This window comes from Sporosarcina pasadenensis, from assembly GCF_047228845.1.
Classification (GTDB): Bacteria; Bacillota; Bacilli; order Bacillales_A; family Planococcaceae; genus Sporosarcina.
Map to the genome: position 1 here is coordinate 178,300 of NZ_JBFEGM010000008.1, position 15,227 is coordinate 193,526.

Below are 15,227 nucleotides of genomic sequence, written 5' to 3' on the forward strand. Positions count from 1 at the left end.
GTTTTAGGTTCCTCTCCAAGAGGAGAATAATAATTATGCATTTCATTGATAGAGAAGTAGTTCAACGACAAGTGGAAGATATGCGACAGGAAGTCGAACAGTATCGACTCGAGCAGAGAGCGCTCAAGCGGAAACGGAAAGAGCGGAAAACCGTTCCTTTCTGGATGATTTTCTTCAGCTTCTTCAATTAATAAATGGAACGTCCCCTGAGGCAAATGGGGGACGTTCTTTTCGTTTGAGCATATTTTTTAAAAAGATATCTTGAATGTGAGATAATCGATGAGTCTACATTAGGAGATGCATACCTTCCAATAGTGAGGTCATGCTAAGCAGAAAAACGAAAAGGAGTCCTCCATCATGACAATTTCAGTAAAAGCGATTATCGGCAGTACAAGCTCCACTTCATACAACTTGAAAGTGGTTGAGTATTTAAGGAAGAAATATGCGGGTCAACTCGATATTACACCTGTTTTCATTAATGATGTCGATATATTTTCCGTTGATATAGAAAGCAACCAGCCAGAAAACGTGAAGGATTTCTTGGATAATGTGAGAGATTCGGATGCGGTCCTTTTTGCAGTTCCGGAATACAACTTCTCCATTCCAGGGGCAATGAAAAATGCTGTCGACTGGCTTTCTAGAAGCAATTTCGCAATTAAAGACAAGCCTGCATTCATGATCGGCGCTTCAATGGGCGTGTTGGGAAGTGTCCGCGCGCAAATCCACTTGCGTGAAATCTTGACGAACCCGATGCTCTCTCCAGCACTATTGCCGAATAATGAAGTGTACATCGGTTCCATCCATGAAAAGATGGATGAAGCGGGACAATTGACAGACCAAGCGACAATCGACTTCTTAGATAACGTCGTCAACAACTTCATCGCGTTCTATTCGCAAAGAAAAGCTTTGGCTGAAATCAATTCCTAATAAATAAGGCCGTCTCATTCACCGAGACGGCCTTTCTTTATTGCTGACTCACAGCTGTCGTCTCCGCGGCAATGGCGAGGGCTTGCTTAAGATCGTCGATCAAGTCCTCAGCTTCCTCCAATCCGACAGAGAGGCGCAATAGACGCCTATCGACACCGCGCTCTTCCCGCACCTCCTCGGGAATTTCCGAATGGGTTTGCGTCGTCGGATATGTAATTAAGCTTTCGACTCCACCGAGACTTTCGGCAAATGTGATGAGCCGTAAGTTTTGCAAAAGCGGATCGACCCATTCGCTTTCCCGCACCCTGAATGAAATCATGCCGCCTTTTCCGGCATAGAGTACGTCATCGACGAGCGGTTCGCTTTCCAAATAGGAGACGAGTTCCTTTGCGTTGGCGTCATGCTGTTTCATTCGGACATGCAATGTCTTCAACCCGCGGATGACGAGCCAAGAATCGAACGGCGAAAGCGTTGCACCGATCGCATTATGGTTCTCTCCTAAACGGTTGCACAATTCTTCTCCTTTTGCGACGACGAGCCCTGCAAGCACGTCATTATGGCCACCGATATATTTCGTCGCGCTATGGATGACGATGTCCGCCCCGAGCTCGATCGGGCGTTGGTAATACGGAGTCAAAAACGTATTATCGACGATGACGAGCAAGTCGTGTTTTTTTGCGAGCTCCACATACTTTTCAATGTCGATTTCCAGCATGAGCGGGTTTGTCGGTGTTTCGATGAAAATAGCTTTCGTTTTTCCAGTAATGAGCTTTTCTACTTCCTCGACGTTTTCAAAAGACGTATACGAGGTCCGGATGTTATACAGATTGGCGTATTGGTCAAACAAACGGAACGTCCCGCCGTACAGGTCGTCGGGAGCGATCAGTTCATCCCCCGATTTGAACAGGGACATGACGAGCTGGATCGCCGCCATGCCCGAACTACACGCGTAACCGCGGTCGCCGTTTTCTAAATTTGCGATGCCTTCCTCAAGAACCGTCCGGGTCGGGTTTTTCGTTCGTATATAGTCATATCCCGTGGAAAGTCCTAATCCATCATGCTTGTAGGCGGTCGAAAAATGAAGGGGAGGGTTGACCGCCCCAGTTCTCGGATCGCTCTGATTTCCTAGTTGCACCAATTTCGTGTTAATGCTTTGCTTTGTCAAGTTGCCCATCTCCTTTGTCTATTAAAAAAGAGGCCTCTTCAATTAAGAAGAGGGCCTCCAACATCGTTGAAATCAATCTTCTTATCTTCGAGACGTTCCACGCCTTTTGGAATTAGCACCATACCAATATCGGGCTGGTTGCTGAGACTTCATCGGGCCAATCCCTCCGTCTCTCTTGATAAGAATCAAAATATGCAATTGTTAGAAAAATGATTTATTTAAAGTTATCATGTTCCTTGTTAGATTGCAAGCCTCTCCGGAGGAAAAATTTCTGGGGACTTTTGCTATAATGTAGGCATGTTGAAAGACGAGGAGGATTCCATTGGCTTGGCTTTATGTTTTATTGGCGGCGATCGTTGAGATATTCTGGGTGATTGGACTTCGGTACTCCGATACGGCACTCGAATGGACGTGGACCGTCGTTGCCATTATCATCAGTTTCTATGCAATTATTAAAGCTTGCGAGACGCTTCCGTCCGGGACGGTATATGCAGTGTTCACCGGCTCGGGTGCGGCGGCGATTGTCCTTATAGACTTCCTGTTCTTCCATGCGGAGTTTTCCATCGCAAAGGTGATCTTCATCGCGATTATCATCATCGGGGTCATTGGGATTAAAATGACGACGGTCGAATCCGGTGAAGCAGCGGAAGGGGGCGATTGAGATGGCTTGGGTATATTTAGTCATCGCCAGCTTAGGTGAGATTTTCGGTGTCATGGCCATTAATCTTTATTTGCAGAAAAGGTCGTGGCCCCGTCTGTTGCTAATTATTGTGACATTTTCGGTCGGTTTTTGGTTTTTGTCACTTGCGATGCGCGATATTCCGATGGGGACGGCGTATGCGATATGGACGGGACTCGGTGCCGCGGGTGCGGTGCTGATGGGCATTATGTTTTTCAAGGAAGCGGCCGGATGGAAACGGATGTTTTTCCTCTGTTTGATTATCGGAGGGGCGGTCGGATTGAAGTTATTTGGATGAAGGAGGGAGCGCTGTGGCGAAGCAATATGATTTTACGGAAGGGCCGCTTGCGAAGCAGCTGATCTTCTATTCGGCTCCGATCATTTTAACGAACCTTTTGCAAGTGTCGTATCAATTCATCGACAGCCTATGGGTCGGGAATCTGATTGGTGCGGATGCGCTTGGAGCGGTCGCGATTTCGGGCACAGTCGTTTTCACCGTCCTCTCATTTGTCATCGGCCTGAATAATGCGGCGCTCACAATCCTCTCCCAGCAAAAGGGGAGGGGAAGCGAGACGGGATTGCGCAATTATTTGAACGCTTTCGTCGTTCTACTTGCGATCATGTCCGTCGTCTTAAGCTTTGCAGGTTTCTTTTTAGCAAAGCCGATCTTAGCATTGCTTGGAACTCCTGAGTCGATGATTGACATGGCGACGTCCTATTTGCGTGTCAACTTTTTCGGAATCCTGTTTCTGTTCGGCTACAACTTCATCAACACAGTGTTCCGGTCTGTCGGCGATTCCAAGACACCGATCTATTTCGTGTTGACCGCCGTCCTATTGAATACGGTGCTAGATCCGATTTTCATCGCCGTCTTCGGATGGGGCGTCCAAGGAGCTGCGATAGCGACGATCGTGTCCCAAGGAGTCGCATTTGCGACTGGCGCCATTTATTCCGTCCGAAAGAAATTGGTGCCGTTTTCGAAGCCGCATATCCCGGCGAAGCGGGAAGTGCTTGCTATTTTGAAATTGGGCATACCAGCGGGCTTGCAAATGAGCGTCATTTCAGCTGGCGTCATGGCGATTATGAGTGTCGTAGCTTCTTTCGGCCCGGCAGTCGTTGCAGGATACGGTGCTGCGCAGCGGCTCGATAGCGTGATCATGTTGCCGGCGCAAGCGATTGGAACGGCAGTGAATAGTATGGCTGGGCAAAATATCGGGGCTGGAAAATGGAACCGCGTCCACAAGATTACATTCATCGGCTTTCTTTATAACCTTGGCATCATGTTCGCCATCGCGGGAATCGTCTACGCTTTTGCGGGGGCTGGTATCCGCCTTTTCATAAGTGATGCGGATGCCGTCCGTTTTGGGGCGGACTATTTGAAGATGATTGCATTTTTCTATCCTTTCCTAGGCATCAACTTCGTGTTGAACGGGGCAGTCAGGGCGTCAGGGGCGATGTTCCAAGTGCTCGTGCTCAATATCATCTCGTTTTGGATATTGCGTTACCCCGTCACATACTTCCTGTCAGGCTTCATGGGAGAGAAGGGGATAGCCGTCGGAATTGGCGTCAGCTTTGTCATTAGCAGCATGATCGCCTTTCTTTATTATCGGTACGGAAAGTGGAAGGAAGCCGAAATTTTCGGGGATTGAAGCGAGTTATACAGGTTTACGGAGATGTTTGATTATGTTATTTTCCGTCGAATTGAGGGTAAATAGTGTATACTGGAACTATCAGAAGAATGCGGAAGAAGGAGATTTGGCATGAGTTCGAAATATGCAGATGACAGTTTGGCACTACATACAGATCTTTATCAAATCAACATGATGGAATCATATTGGGCGGATGGGATCCATGAACGGAAAGCGGTATTTGAGCTATACTTCAGAAGCTTGCCATTCGGGAACGGCTATGCGATTTTTGCGGGGCTCGAGAGGATCCTCGATTATTTAAAGGACTTCCATTTCAGTGAAAGCGATTTGACCTATTTGAAGGAGGAGCTCGGCTACAAAGATGACTTCCTCGCCTATTTGAAGGATATCCGTTTCACGGGCGATGTTTATTCGATGAAGGAAGGGGAACTTGTATTTGCGAACGAACCGATTCTTCGAGTGGAATCGACGTTAGCGGAAGCCCAGCTAATCGAGACAGCGCTTCTCAATATCGTCAATTTCCAGACGCTCATCGCGACGAAGGCGAGCCGCATTAAGCAAGTCGTCAAAGATCAAGTTGTCATGGAGTTCGGAAGTAGGCGAGCGCAAGAAATGGACGCGGCAGTTTGGGGAGCGCGCGCAGCAGTCATCGGAGGCATCGAGGCGACGAGCAATGTACGTGCCGGCAAACGCTTCGGCATTCCGGTTGCGGGAACGCATGCCCATTCATTGGTTCAAGCGTATCAAAGCGAATACGAAGCGTTCCACTCTTACGCCAGACGGCATAAGGACTGCGTATTCCTCGTAGATACGTACAATACGCTGAAAATCGGGATTCCAACGGCTATCCAAGTCGCGAAAGAGCTTGGCGATCAAATTAATTTCATCGGCATCCGCCTCGACAGCGGCGACATCGCGTTCCTTTCGAAGGAAGCGCGAAAAATGCTTGATGCAGCCGGTTTCCACGATGCGAAAATCGTCGTCTCAAATGACTTGGACGAGTACACGATCTTGAACTTGAAAGCGCAAGGGGCGAAGGTCGATGTATGGGGGATCGGCACGAAGCTGATCACTGCTTACGATCAACCAGCTCTCGGCGCGGTATATAAAATCGTTTCAATTGAGAATGAAAAAGGTGAAATGGAAGATACGATCAAAATCTCTTCTAATGTCGAAAAAGTGACGACACCTGGCCAGAAGAAGGTCTACCGCATCATCGACCGGGAGAACGGCAAAGCGGAAGGCGATTACATTACGATGCACGATGAAGACCCGACAGTTGAAAAAAGGATTAAAATGTTCCATCCGGTACACACATTCATTTCCAAATTCGTCACGAACTTCGATGCCGTGAATCTGCATACGAAGGTCGTCGAAGGCGGCAACGTGATCTACAAAAATCCTACGTTGAATGAAATGCGCCAGTTCGCCCACGATAATTTGGAATTGCTATGGGATGAATATAAACGCTCTTTGAATCCGGAGGAGTATCCGGTCGACCTGAGCCAGAAATGTTGGGACAATAAAATGCGCAATATCCGTGAAGTGCAGGACAAAGTGGATGAGTTTTCAATGAGATGAGGAGGTGCGGAAAATGACTTTTCAAGAACAGGTCATTGCGGAGCTGAAAAGCATGCCGTCAATTGACCCTCAGAAGGAAATCCGCAAATCGGTTGATTTCATGAAGGAATATGCAATGAAAAATACATTCGTCAACGGCTTCGTCCTCGGCATATCGGGCGGGCAAGATTCATCGCTCGTCGGAAGGCTTGCGCAGATTGCTGTCGATGAGTTGAACGAAGAGAACGAGACGGACCGCTATAAATTCATTGCCGTCAGACTTCCGTATGGGAAGCAGTTCGATGAAGACGATGCGCAGGACGCGCTTGATTTCATCAAACCTGCCTTGCTCTACACGGTCGACATCAAAGCCGCGGTTGATGCGAGCGAACAGGCATTATTGAAGGCGGGCATCACCATTTCCGATTACACGAAAGGGAATGAAAAAGCGCGGGAGCGGATGAAAGTCCAATACTCCATTGCAGCGGCGCATAGCTGTGTCGTTCTCGGGACCGACCATGCTGCGGAGGCGTTGACCGGCTTTTACACGAAGTTCGGAGACGGCGCAGCCGACCTCATGCCGATCTACCGATTGAATAAGAGGCAAGGTCGCCAATTGATGAAGGAACTTGGATCTCCTGAGCATTTATATATGAAAGTGCCGACAGCGGATTTGGAAGACGATAAGCCGGCATTGCCCGACGAAGTGGCACTCGGCGTCACATATGATGAGATCGATGATTTCCTGGAAGGGAAGCCGGTTTCAGACGCCGCGCTTGAAACGATTGAAAAGCATTATAAAAGATCGGCGCATAAACGTCATTTGCCGATCACGATATTCGACGATTTTTGGAAATGAACACGAACCTGCCATCGAATTGGATTCGGTGGCGGTTTTTTTGCGCTATAACCGAGCTTGGAAATTCTACATCTTATTGTAGAACTGTGATTTTTACGGTATTATAAAGTTACATTTTGTAAATTTTCGGACATGTTATAGAGAGAAGCTGGAATGGGAGGAAAAAGAATGACAATGACACATGCACAAGTGATCGACAAAGTTCTCGCGAATATAGATAAGGTGATGATCGGCAAGCGGGATATTGCGGAATTGAGTGTCACCGCCCTGCTTGCTGGCGGACATGTCCTATTGGAGGACGTGCCCGGCGTCGGGAAAACGATGATGGTGAAGGCGCTGGCGAAATCGATTGGAGCCTCCTTCAAACGTATACAGTTCACGCCGGATTTACTGCCATCGGACGTCCTTGGCGTATCAATTTACAATCCGAAGGAAATGGAATTTGAGTTCAGGCCGGGTCCGATTGTCGGAAACATCGTCTTGGCTGATGAAATCAACCGGACGTCTCCAAAGACGCAAGCCGCCTTACTCGAGAGCATGGAAGAATCGTCCGTCACTGTGGATGGGGAAACGATTCAAATTCCGCAGCCGTTCTTCGTCATGGCGACCCAGAACCCGATTGAATATGAAGGGACATACCCTTTGCCGGAAGCGCAATTGGACCGGTTCCTCTTCAAGCTGAAGATGGGATATCCAAAAAGGTTGGAAGAAATTGAAGTGCTATCCCGCGCGGAAAAATCGGTGCCGATCGATCATCTGGAAACCGTCCTCACGATTCACGAATTGGCGGAGCTTCAAAAAGCGGTGAAAGAAGTGAATGTCGACCATACGATCAAAACGTATATCGTCGACTGTGCATCAGAAACCCGCAATAATCCGCACGTCTATCTTGGAGTCAGTCCGCGTGGGTCGCTTGCGCTCATGAAATCATGCCAAGCGTACGCGCTCATTAAAGGACGGACGTATGTGAAGCCTGACGACGTGAAATATTTGGCTCCTTTTGTGTTCGGCCATCGGCTTATCCTAAAGTCGGAAGCGAAGTACGAAGGGATTACCTCAACTGAAATCGTCGAACGGATCCTCACAAGGGTGAGCGTGCCGATTGACCGGGTCGGATCGAAATGAACAAAGGGAAAGAATTGCTATCGATGACAGGCCGCTTCGTTTTCATAGTCGGCCTCTTCTTTTCCGTCTATGTCTTCGCGATGTTCCAAGGCGGCAAAGTGAGCTGGACGATCTTTTATATGCTGACACCTTTCCTCTTGTATTCAATCTCTCTATTTGCCTATCCTATGAATAATATTAAAGCCGAGCGTATCATCCGTACAAAAACGATCGAGAGCGGCGGGAAGCTTGCCGTTACGGTGAAGCTCGAGCGGACGTTTCCTTTCCCTTTGTTGTATACCGTTGCGATTGAAAAATGGGCGGACCCCGCCATGGTTATCAAAACGAAAAATCGAACGAAGCAGATTTTCCTATTCGGCTTCAAAAAAAATGTAGAGTTTTCCTATGAAATCGACAAGCTTCCGAGAGGGGAGCATATTGTGGAAGGCGTTGAAGTAGAAGTTTCCGATTTTTTCGGATGGATTCAAAAACGCACATTCATAGAGTTGAAGGATGCTATTCTTGTTTATCCGAATACGACCTCGATCAAATACGTGCCGATCAATGCCCAATATGATCGCGGTTCTCTCGTATCCCCGTTTTCGCTCGTCAAGGATACGACGATGGCAACCGGGGTGAGGGATTACCAGGCGGGGGACCGGGTCACTTGGATCCATTGGAAGTCGTTCGCCCGTACACAAAATTTGATGACGAAAGAATTTGAAGATCGGCAATCGGAAGATATAATCGTGCTGCTCGACGGCAGGGAATCAGATCTGTTCGAAGAGCAAGTTGAACTTGCGGCATCCATCGTTGAGGAAGCTGCAAACCATCAGGCGAATGTCGCTTTCGCTTCGGCGGGGGAGGAGACGGTCGCTTTTCCTTTCATCCATTCAGCGGATCAGCTGCATGATGTATTTGTGCATTTGGCGAAAATTAGGCCAGTCAGAACGGAGACGGTGCAGCCATTGGTCTACTCGTCACTTTCAACGACTGCCGGCAGCGTCGTGGTAGTGACCGCAAATCCCGATTGGACGTTCATCCAGTCGATGACAAGCCTCGTGAATAATACGAAGTCGGTCATCTGTTTCGTTCTCGTTGACGGTGAAAGGGCATTACCTTCGCAGCTTCAAGAGCAAATCAGGTTTGCCAAAGCGAAAGGCATTACGATACATGCATTAAGTAGAAGGCAATTTTCAGAGGCTTTTAAGGAGGTGGCGAGTTGATGAAAGAAGGAAGGACGGATAGGCGCGTCCTTATACTCATGTATGTGCTCGCCTTCATCCTGCTCTGGGAATGGCTCTTGCCTGTCATTGAATTGACCGATACGGAATATATAGGGGTCTTCCTTTATTTCATCGCGATCTCCTTCCTATTTGGATTGCTGAGGATGAGATGGTGGCTCTCCATTCCGCTGAAGATCATCTACCTATTTTGGTCGATTCATTATGTGTTTTTTAAGACTGCTATGTTCTCAAGAGAAACCGTCGCTTTGCTCACCGATGATCTTCTGTCGAACTTCGGTACTATCGCGGCGTGGAATTGGGAGGGCATTACAAACCCATTCCGGACGGTTCTCTTTTTCGTTCTATTATGGATGACAATTTACTTGATTCGCCATTGGATCGAAGTGCGGAAAAGCATCCTCCTTTTCTACGCATTGACGGTCGTATTCATCGCCGTTTTGGACACTTTCAGTTCCTATTCGGCGGACGGGGCGATTTTCAGGATCATGGTATCAGGACTGTTATTAATAGGATTGCTGACGATTTCTCGCATTTCCGAGAGACATGGACGGAAAATGGGCACGGGAATGTTCGCCACGTTTTCAATTCCTTTATTATTCGCGGTCATTTTCAGCAGCGCATTCGCTAGCTTTATGCCAGATCAGGGGCCAGTTTGGGCCGACCCTATCCCTTTTTTGAAATCGGTTGTGCAAGGGGAAGGGATTGGCAGTGGCAGCCTCGTTTCAAAAAGTGGATATGATTCGGATGACTCTAGACTTGGGGGCGCTTTCTCGCAAGATGACACTGTCGTTTTCAGGGCGACTGTCCCTAAAAAGCAATATTGGAAAATCGAAACGAAAAATACGTATACGTCGAAAGGCTGGGAGCAGCAATCCCCCGAGACGATGCCTATGAATGTCGTCCCTGGGGCATTGCTTGCCTATGATGGTTCGGACGCAATGATTGAAGGCTCGGAATCTCTTCGGGCTGACATCAATATGAATGAACAATTGCCTTATCTCGTCTATCCGTATGGCACATACAGCATCCATACGCGGACGGACGTCATCTTGCAAAATCAGGTGGAGACGGGCCAGTTCTGGGTGATGAAAGACGGGGAAAAGATGGAGCTCGATTCGTTCGCAATTGATATCGTCGAGCAAAAATACAGCTTGAAGGCGCTTCGCGAAACATCGATGGATGACTATGCGCTTGAAACTGTTGATTTCACCGAATACTTGCAGCTGCCTGAGCAATTACCGGACCGTGTCCGTGAATTGGCACTCACTATTACTGGGAAAGAGGAGAACGTGTACGACAAGGCGAAATCGATTGAACGCTATTTCGCAAGAAACGGATTTGTGTATGATCAGCAAAACGTGGCGGTTCCAAGAGGAAATGAGGATTACGTCGATCAATTTCTGTTCGATACGAAACGTGGATATTGCGATAACTTTTCAACATCCATGGTCGTCATGCTGCGCGCATCCGATATCCCTGCGCGTTGGGTGAAGGGGTTTGCTCCGGGTGAAGCAAAAACGAATTCAAGAGGGAAAATCGAATATAAAGTAACGAACAATGAGGCGCACTCGTGGGTGGAGGCTTATATTCCAGGGTTCGGATGGATGCCTTTCGAGCCGACGATCGGATTTTCGAATATGACCGACATAGAGTATGACCTCGAACTGGATATGAGCGACCCGGAAGTGCGGGAAATGGAAGAGCGTGAGAAGCCCGAAGTTGACCGGACGGAAACTCCTGCAAAGAAAGAGGAAGATGGCGGTATTGCCGCATTCTTCGAAAAGACGGGTAAGTTCCTGCGTGAAAATGCGTGGGTCGGAGTCATCGGGATTGCCGTCGTTTTATTCATTACATGGAAAGTGTATACGCATAGAGGGAAATGGATCCCAAAACTTCTTATAAATGCTTACCGGAAAAGGAAAGTTGATTGGGTAGTGTACACGAAGCAATATAAAAGCCTATTGAAACAGCTGGATCGGTTTGGATTCAAACGGACGGACAGTATGACTTTATCCGAATATGCGAAAACGGTCGATACGCACTTCGGGGGCAGCCGGATGGGAATGCTCACGGAGGCGTACGAACGGGGACTGTATGGTGGGTATACGGCTCACACCGATTGGGCAGTCTTGCAGGAAATATGGGAAGATTTAATCAATAGGGCTTCCTGTTGATTTTTGCATATCGGAGGCGTAAGATTGAAAAAAAGAACACCGATATGCCCTCATATATGTCTGATAATATGGTTCGGACGTTTCTACCAGGCCACCGTGAACGGCTTGTCTATGAAGGCGGGACAGCTATGTCTGTTTCTGCCTGCAGTAGAACGATGAGACGCGTAGAAAGAAGGACTTTCTTACGCGTCTTTACTCATTTATGAGATTTCGGAAACTAAATGGAAGAGGTGGATCAATTGTCGACGGCTCCATTATTGATCGAACAGGAAAAGATTGTAGTATTGAATTACGGTAACGCATATAACCAACTGATCACACGCACGATCCGTGAGTTGGGGGTTTACAGCGAATTGCATCCTCATACGGTTACTGCGGAGGATATCAAAAATATGCAGGCTGTTGGAATCATCCTTTCCGGCGGATTGAAAGACGTTGATTACGGAATCGACGCTGACATCTTCAATCTAGGTATCCCTGTACTCGGAATTTCCTCCGGTGCGGAACTGATTGTAAAGCAATTCGACGGAAAAACTGGAGTTGCGGAAGATGCCGCGGTCGTTCAGGAAGTCAACGTCACTCCTGCTTCGAAGCTGTTTTCGGGACTTGCAGAAAAGCAGTCCGTTTTCATGGGCAAAGGCAATACAATCTCTGAATTGCCGGCAGGCTTTTCGGCTATCGCTACAGGCCAGGATGGCGGGACAGTCGCTTTTGCAAACGAAGAAAAACACCTTTACGGCACCTTGTTCCATCCGGAAGCCCCGCAATCTGGTGAAGGTAAGGAAATCCTAAACCAATTCGTATTTGCCGTTTGCGGCGCACAGAAAAGCTGGACGATGAAAAGATTCATCGATATCGAAGTCGAGAAGATCCGTTCGCAAGTTGGCGAGAGGAAAGTCCTTTGCGCACTTAGCGGCGGCGTCGATTCATCTGTTGTTGCGACGTTGATCCACCGAGCAATTGGCGACCAGCTTACTTGCATTTTCGTCGACCACGGTCTACTCCGCAAAGGTGAAGTGGAAAGCGTCGTCGATACATTCAGCAATCAATTCCATATGAACTTCATTAAAGTCGATGCACGCGAACGCTTCTTGGACAAGCTGAAAGGCGTCACAAATCCTGAGGAAAAGCGGAAAGTGATCGGCAATGAATTCATATATGTATTTGACGAAGAATCCGCAAAGCTCGAAGGAATCGATTTCCTCGCGCAAGGTACGATTTATGCGGACATCATCGAAAGTGGAACGGCAACGGATGAAGTGATCAAATCCCATCATAACGTTGGCGGGTTGCCGGAAGACATGGAGTTCGAATTGATCGAGCCGTTGAAAGCATTGTTCAAAGACGAAGTGCGCGCAGTCGGAGCAGAGCTCGGCTTGCCTGCTGATATCGTGCATCGCCAGCCATTCCCTGGACCGGGCCTCGGCGTTCGGGTGCTTGGGGAAATTACGGAAGAGAAGCTTGAAATCGTCCGCGAAGCCGATTGGATTTTGCGCGACGAAATCGCGAAAGCGGGACTTGACCGTGAGATCTGGCAATACTTTGCAATCCTGCCGGACATCCGAAGCGTTGGTAAGAGGAACGATAAACGCTCCTACGACCATGCGATCGGCATCCGCGCTGTTCATTCCGTTGACGGCATGACAGCAGATTGGGCGCGCATCCCTTGGGATGTCCTCGAAAAGATCAGTACGCGCATCACATCGGAAGTCGACCACGTAAACCGTGTCGTGTATGACATCACTGCAAAACCGCCAGGCACGATCGAGTGGGAATAAGCAAAATTGAATAACTGCATCGTATATCTTCGGGGATATGGCCCGAAAGTCTCTACCGGAACACCGTAAATGTTCTGACTACGATGATTGAATTAAAGGCGAAAATCGTTTTAATTTGGTTGTCATAGGGAAGTATACGAGTAATTATCGTATACTTCCTTTTTTATGTTGATTATCAAACTGGATTTCCGGCCTCTGGACGCTAAATGACGACTTTGATTTAAAATTACATAAAAGGGCGGTTATCATGAAGAAATACTTTGAGTTCGAAAAGCTAGGAACCAATTATCGGCGGGAAATTATCGGGGGAGTTACCACATTCCTTGCGATGGCATATATTTTGGCGGTCAACCCGCTCATGCTTTCATTAGAAGGGATTCCTGATCTTCCCGATGCGATGCGTATGGATAAAGGCGCCGTTTTCGTCGCTACAGCATTGGCTGCGGCAGTTGGTTCACTATTTATGGGGTTAATTGCTAGATATCCGATCGCATTGGCACCGGGTATGGGATTGAACGCATTTTTCGCGTTTACGGTCGTACTCACTTATGGAATTCCATGGCAAACAGCATTGACAGGTGTATTATTCTCTGGACTTATCTTTATTATTCTATCGTTATCAGGTTTGCGTGAAACTATCATTAATGCCATCCCAGCACAATTGAAATATGCAGTTGGCGCGGGTATTGGACTTTTCATTACGTTCTTAGGATTGCAAAATGCGAATATTATCGTCGGGGATCCGAACACACTCGTAACGCTTGGCGATTTATCTGCAGGACCTACATTGCTAGCGATCTTCGGCTTAGTGATCACGGTCATCATGATGGTGCGACAAATTAAAGGTGCTATCTTCTACGGAATGATTTTGACGACGGTATTAGGAATGTTAGTCAGCCTGATTGATGTTCCGACAAAGGTAGTTTCCAAAGTGCCGTCCGTCGCTCCGACATTCGGCGCTGCATTCGAAGCAATTTTCAACGATCCGGCATCATTGATGACGACTCAATTTCTCGTCATCGTCATCACGTTCCTATTCGTCGACTTTTTCGATACGGCAGGGACACTAGTTGCGGTAGCTACACAAGCCGGATTGATGAAGGACGAAAAATTGCCACGTGCGGGCAAAGCTTTGCTTGCTGACTCATTGGCAACAGTAACAGGCTCGGTATTCGGAACGTCGACAACGACTTCTTATATCGAATCGACTGCAGGGGTTGCGGCAGGTGCCAAAACTGGACTTGCTTCTATTGTAACGGGAACACTATTCTTGTTGGCGCTGTTCTTCTCTCCATTATTGTTTGTCATCACTCCTGAAGTGACAGCACCTGCACTCATCATCGTCGGCGTGCTCATGGTATCGACACTCGGCAACATCGAATGGTCGAAATTCGAAGTCGCGGTACCGGCATTCTTCACAATCATTACGATGCCATTGACATACAGCATCGCAACCGGAATCGCCATCGGCTTCGTCTTCTACCCGATCACAATGTTGTTGAGCGGAAGAAGGAAAGAGATTCACCCAATCATGTATGGCCTCTTCATCATCTTTATCCTATACTTCATTTTCATTAAATGAAGTAAGGGAAGATGGGAAGGCGAATGTGTAACGAAGAGAACGGTTCTTATGGACCGTTCTTTTTTTATGCATACATACTATTAATTGAATAAGGAATAGATCTGCTTTTGAAATGTAATAGTGTAAATGAATTTGGTGGCGATGCTGTTATGATGGGCTTTTCTATAGAAGAAATGAATCAGGTGAAAATTATTCACCAAAACTGTTGACACTTTAAAAACCATTTGGTATAGTAATAAAGCAGTCGAGAGAACGACACAAACCGACAGCTTAAGACATGAACCTTGAAAACTGAACAGCAAAACGTCAACAAATAAAGTCTTGTAGCCGACCTCGTCGGTGAAAAGACAAATCGAATCTTCGGATTCGAAATTGACATCTTAAATGATGCCAGCAAGAAACTCGAGCTACTCGAATTTCTCTATCATGGAGAGTTTGATCCTGGCTCAGGACGAACGCTGGCGGCGTGCCTAATACATGCAAGTCGAGCGAATTGATGGGAG

At 47.6% G+C, this 15,227-nt stretch carries 13 protein-coding genes, 1 rRNA gene and 3 riboswitches; of the genes, 13 read left to right on the plus strand and 1 reads right to left on the minus strand.

Features of this window, described 5'->3' with window-relative positions; translation table 11 throughout:
• Positions 1–35 precede the first annotated feature (35 nt).
• Both AB1K89_RS12725 and AB1K89_RS12730 read left to right on the plus strand, forming a co-directional pair.
• Positions 36–191, plus strand: a complete 156-nt coding sequence (locus AB1K89_RS12725; protein ID WP_413055089.1) for a hypothetical protein — start codon at positions 36–38, stop codon at positions 189–191.
• A 166-nt stretch (positions 192–357) separates the two neighbouring features.
• On the plus strand, positions 358–927 hold the full coding sequence (locus AB1K89_RS12730) for an NADPH-dependent FMN reductase (protein ID WP_413055090.1): 570 nt from the start codon (positions 358–360) through the stop codon (positions 925–927).
• Positions 928–964: 37 nt separating this feature from the next.
• Here the strand turns inward: AB1K89_RS12730 and AB1K89_RS12735 are convergent, their stop codons facing one another.
• Positions 965–2,101, minus strand: coding sequence for a methionine biosynthesis PLP-dependent protein (locus AB1K89_RS12735; protein WP_413055091.1), 1,137 nt, complete (start codon positions 2,099–2,101; stop codon positions 965–967).
• A gap of 69 nt (positions 2,102–2,170) precedes the next feature.
• Positions 2,171–2,277: riboswitch (SAM riboswitch) on the minus strand.
• Between the two features lie 137 nt (positions 2,278–2,414).
• On the opposite strand from AB1K89_RS12735, the gene AB1K89_RS12740 reads away from it, so the two are divergent.
• From AB1K89_RS12740 to AB1K89_RS12790, 11 genes are all read left to right on the plus strand, one after another.
• A complete protein-coding gene (locus AB1K89_RS12740; protein WP_413055092.1) occupies positions 2,415–2,753 on the plus strand; it encodes a DMT family transporter in 339 nt (112 codons plus the stop codon).
• 1 nt (position 2,754) lies between these two features.
• Positions 2,755–3,069, plus strand: a complete 315-nt coding sequence (locus tag AB1K89_RS12745) for a DMT family transporter (protein WP_413055093.1) — start codon at positions 2,755–2,757, stop codon at positions 3,067–3,069.
• 13 nt (positions 3,070–3,082) lie between these two features.
• Positions 3,083–4,420, plus strand: a complete 1,338-nt coding sequence (locus AB1K89_RS12750; protein ID WP_413055094.1) for an MATE family efflux transporter — start codon at positions 3,083–3,085, stop codon at positions 4,418–4,420.
• A gap of 111 nt (positions 4,421–4,531) precedes the next feature.
• Positions 4,532–6,001, plus strand: a complete 1,470-nt coding sequence (locus AB1K89_RS12755) for a nicotinate phosphoribosyltransferase (RefSeq protein ID WP_413055095.1) — start codon at positions 4,532–4,534, stop codon at positions 5,999–6,001.
• A gap of 13 nt (positions 6,002–6,014) precedes the next feature.
• Positions 6,015–6,839: an NAD(+) synthase gene (gene nadE, locus AB1K89_RS12760; protein ID WP_413055096.1), complete on the plus strand. Its 825-nt coding sequence runs from the start codon at positions 6,015–6,017 to the stop codon at positions 6,837–6,839.
• Positions 6,840–7,013: 174 nt separating this feature from the next.
• A complete protein-coding gene (locus tag AB1K89_RS12765) occupies positions 7,014–7,964 on the plus strand; it encodes an AAA family ATPase (RefSeq protein WP_413055108.1) in 951 nt (316 codons plus the stop codon).
• The gene (locus AB1K89_RS12770; protein ID WP_413055097.1) at positions 7,961–9,169 is read left to right on the plus strand and encodes a DUF58 domain-containing protein; all 1,209 of its coding nucleotides are present in this window, start codon (positions 7,961–7,963) and stop codon (positions 9,167–9,169) included. The genes AB1K89_RS12765 and AB1K89_RS12770 overlap by 4 nt, the downstream gene beginning before the upstream one ends.
• Complete coding sequence (locus AB1K89_RS12775; protein ID WP_413055098.1) at positions 9,169–11,364, plus strand: transglutaminase TgpA family protein; 2,196 nt, start codon at positions 9,169–9,171, stop codon at positions 11,362–11,364. Before AB1K89_RS12770 ends, AB1K89_RS12775 begins: the two co-directional genes overlap by 1 nt.
• A 30-nt stretch (positions 11,365–11,394) precedes the next feature.
• A riboswitch (purine riboswitch) is annotated at positions 11,395–11,496 on the plus strand.
• Between the two features lie 89 nt (positions 11,497–11,585).
• Entirely contained in the window at positions 11,586–13,142 is a 1,557-nt protein-coding gene (guaA, locus tag AB1K89_RS12780) for a glutamine-hydrolyzing GMP synthase (protein ID WP_413055099.1), read from the plus strand.
• Positions 13,142–13,243: riboswitch (purine riboswitch) on the plus strand. It overlaps the preceding gene by 1 nt.
• A 146-nt stretch (positions 13,244–13,389) precedes the next feature.
• Positions 13,390–14,724: an NCS2 family permease gene (locus tag AB1K89_RS12785; RefSeq protein ID WP_413055100.1), complete on the plus strand. Its 1,335-nt coding sequence runs from the start codon at positions 13,390–13,392 to the stop codon at positions 14,722–14,724.
• A gap of 423 nt (positions 14,725–15,147) precedes the next feature.
• A 16S ribosomal RNA gene (locus AB1K89_RS12790) occupies positions 15,148–15,227 on the plus strand; the annotation flags it as partial.

Coding starts and splice junctions, on each gene's coding strand:
- AB1K89_RS12725 (WP_413055089.1), top strand. CDS start 36: ATGCATTTCATTGATAGAGAAGTAGTTCAACGACAAGTGGAAGATATG.
- AB1K89_RS12730 (WP_413055090.1), top strand. CDS start 358: ATGACAATTTCAGTAAAAGCGATTATCGGCAGTACAAGCTCCACTTCA.
- AB1K89_RS12735 (WP_413055091.1), bottom strand. CDS start 2,101: ATGGGCAACTTGACAAAGCAAAGCATTAACACGAAATTGGTGCAACTA.
- AB1K89_RS12745 (WP_413055093.1), top strand. CDS start 2,755: ATGGCTTGGGTATATTTAGTCATCGCCAGCTTAGGTGAGATTTTCGGT.
- AB1K89_RS12755 (WP_413055095.1), top strand. CDS start 4,532: ATGAGTTCGAAATATGCAGATGACAGTTTGGCACTACATACAGATCTT.
- nadE (WP_413055096.1), top strand. CDS start 6,015: ATGACTTTTCAAGAACAGGTCATTGCGGAGCTGAAAAGCATGCCGTCA.
- AB1K89_RS12765 (WP_413055108.1), top strand. CDS start 7,014: ATGACACATGCACAAGTGATCGACAAAGTTCTCGCGAATATAGATAAG.
- AB1K89_RS12770 (WP_413055097.1), top strand. CDS start 7,961: ATGAACAAAGGGAAAGAATTGCTATCGATGACAGGCCGCTTCGTTTTC.
- AB1K89_RS12775 (WP_413055098.1), top strand. CDS start 9,169: ATGAAAGAAGGAAGGACGGATAGGCGCGTCCTTATACTCATGTATGTG.
- guaA (WP_413055099.1), top strand. CDS start 11,586: ATGGAAGAGGTGGATCAATTGTCGACGGCTCCATTATTGATCGAACAG.
- AB1K89_RS12785 (WP_413055100.1), top strand. CDS start 13,390: ATGAAGAAATACTTTGAGTTCGAAAAGCTAGGAACCAATTATCGGCGG.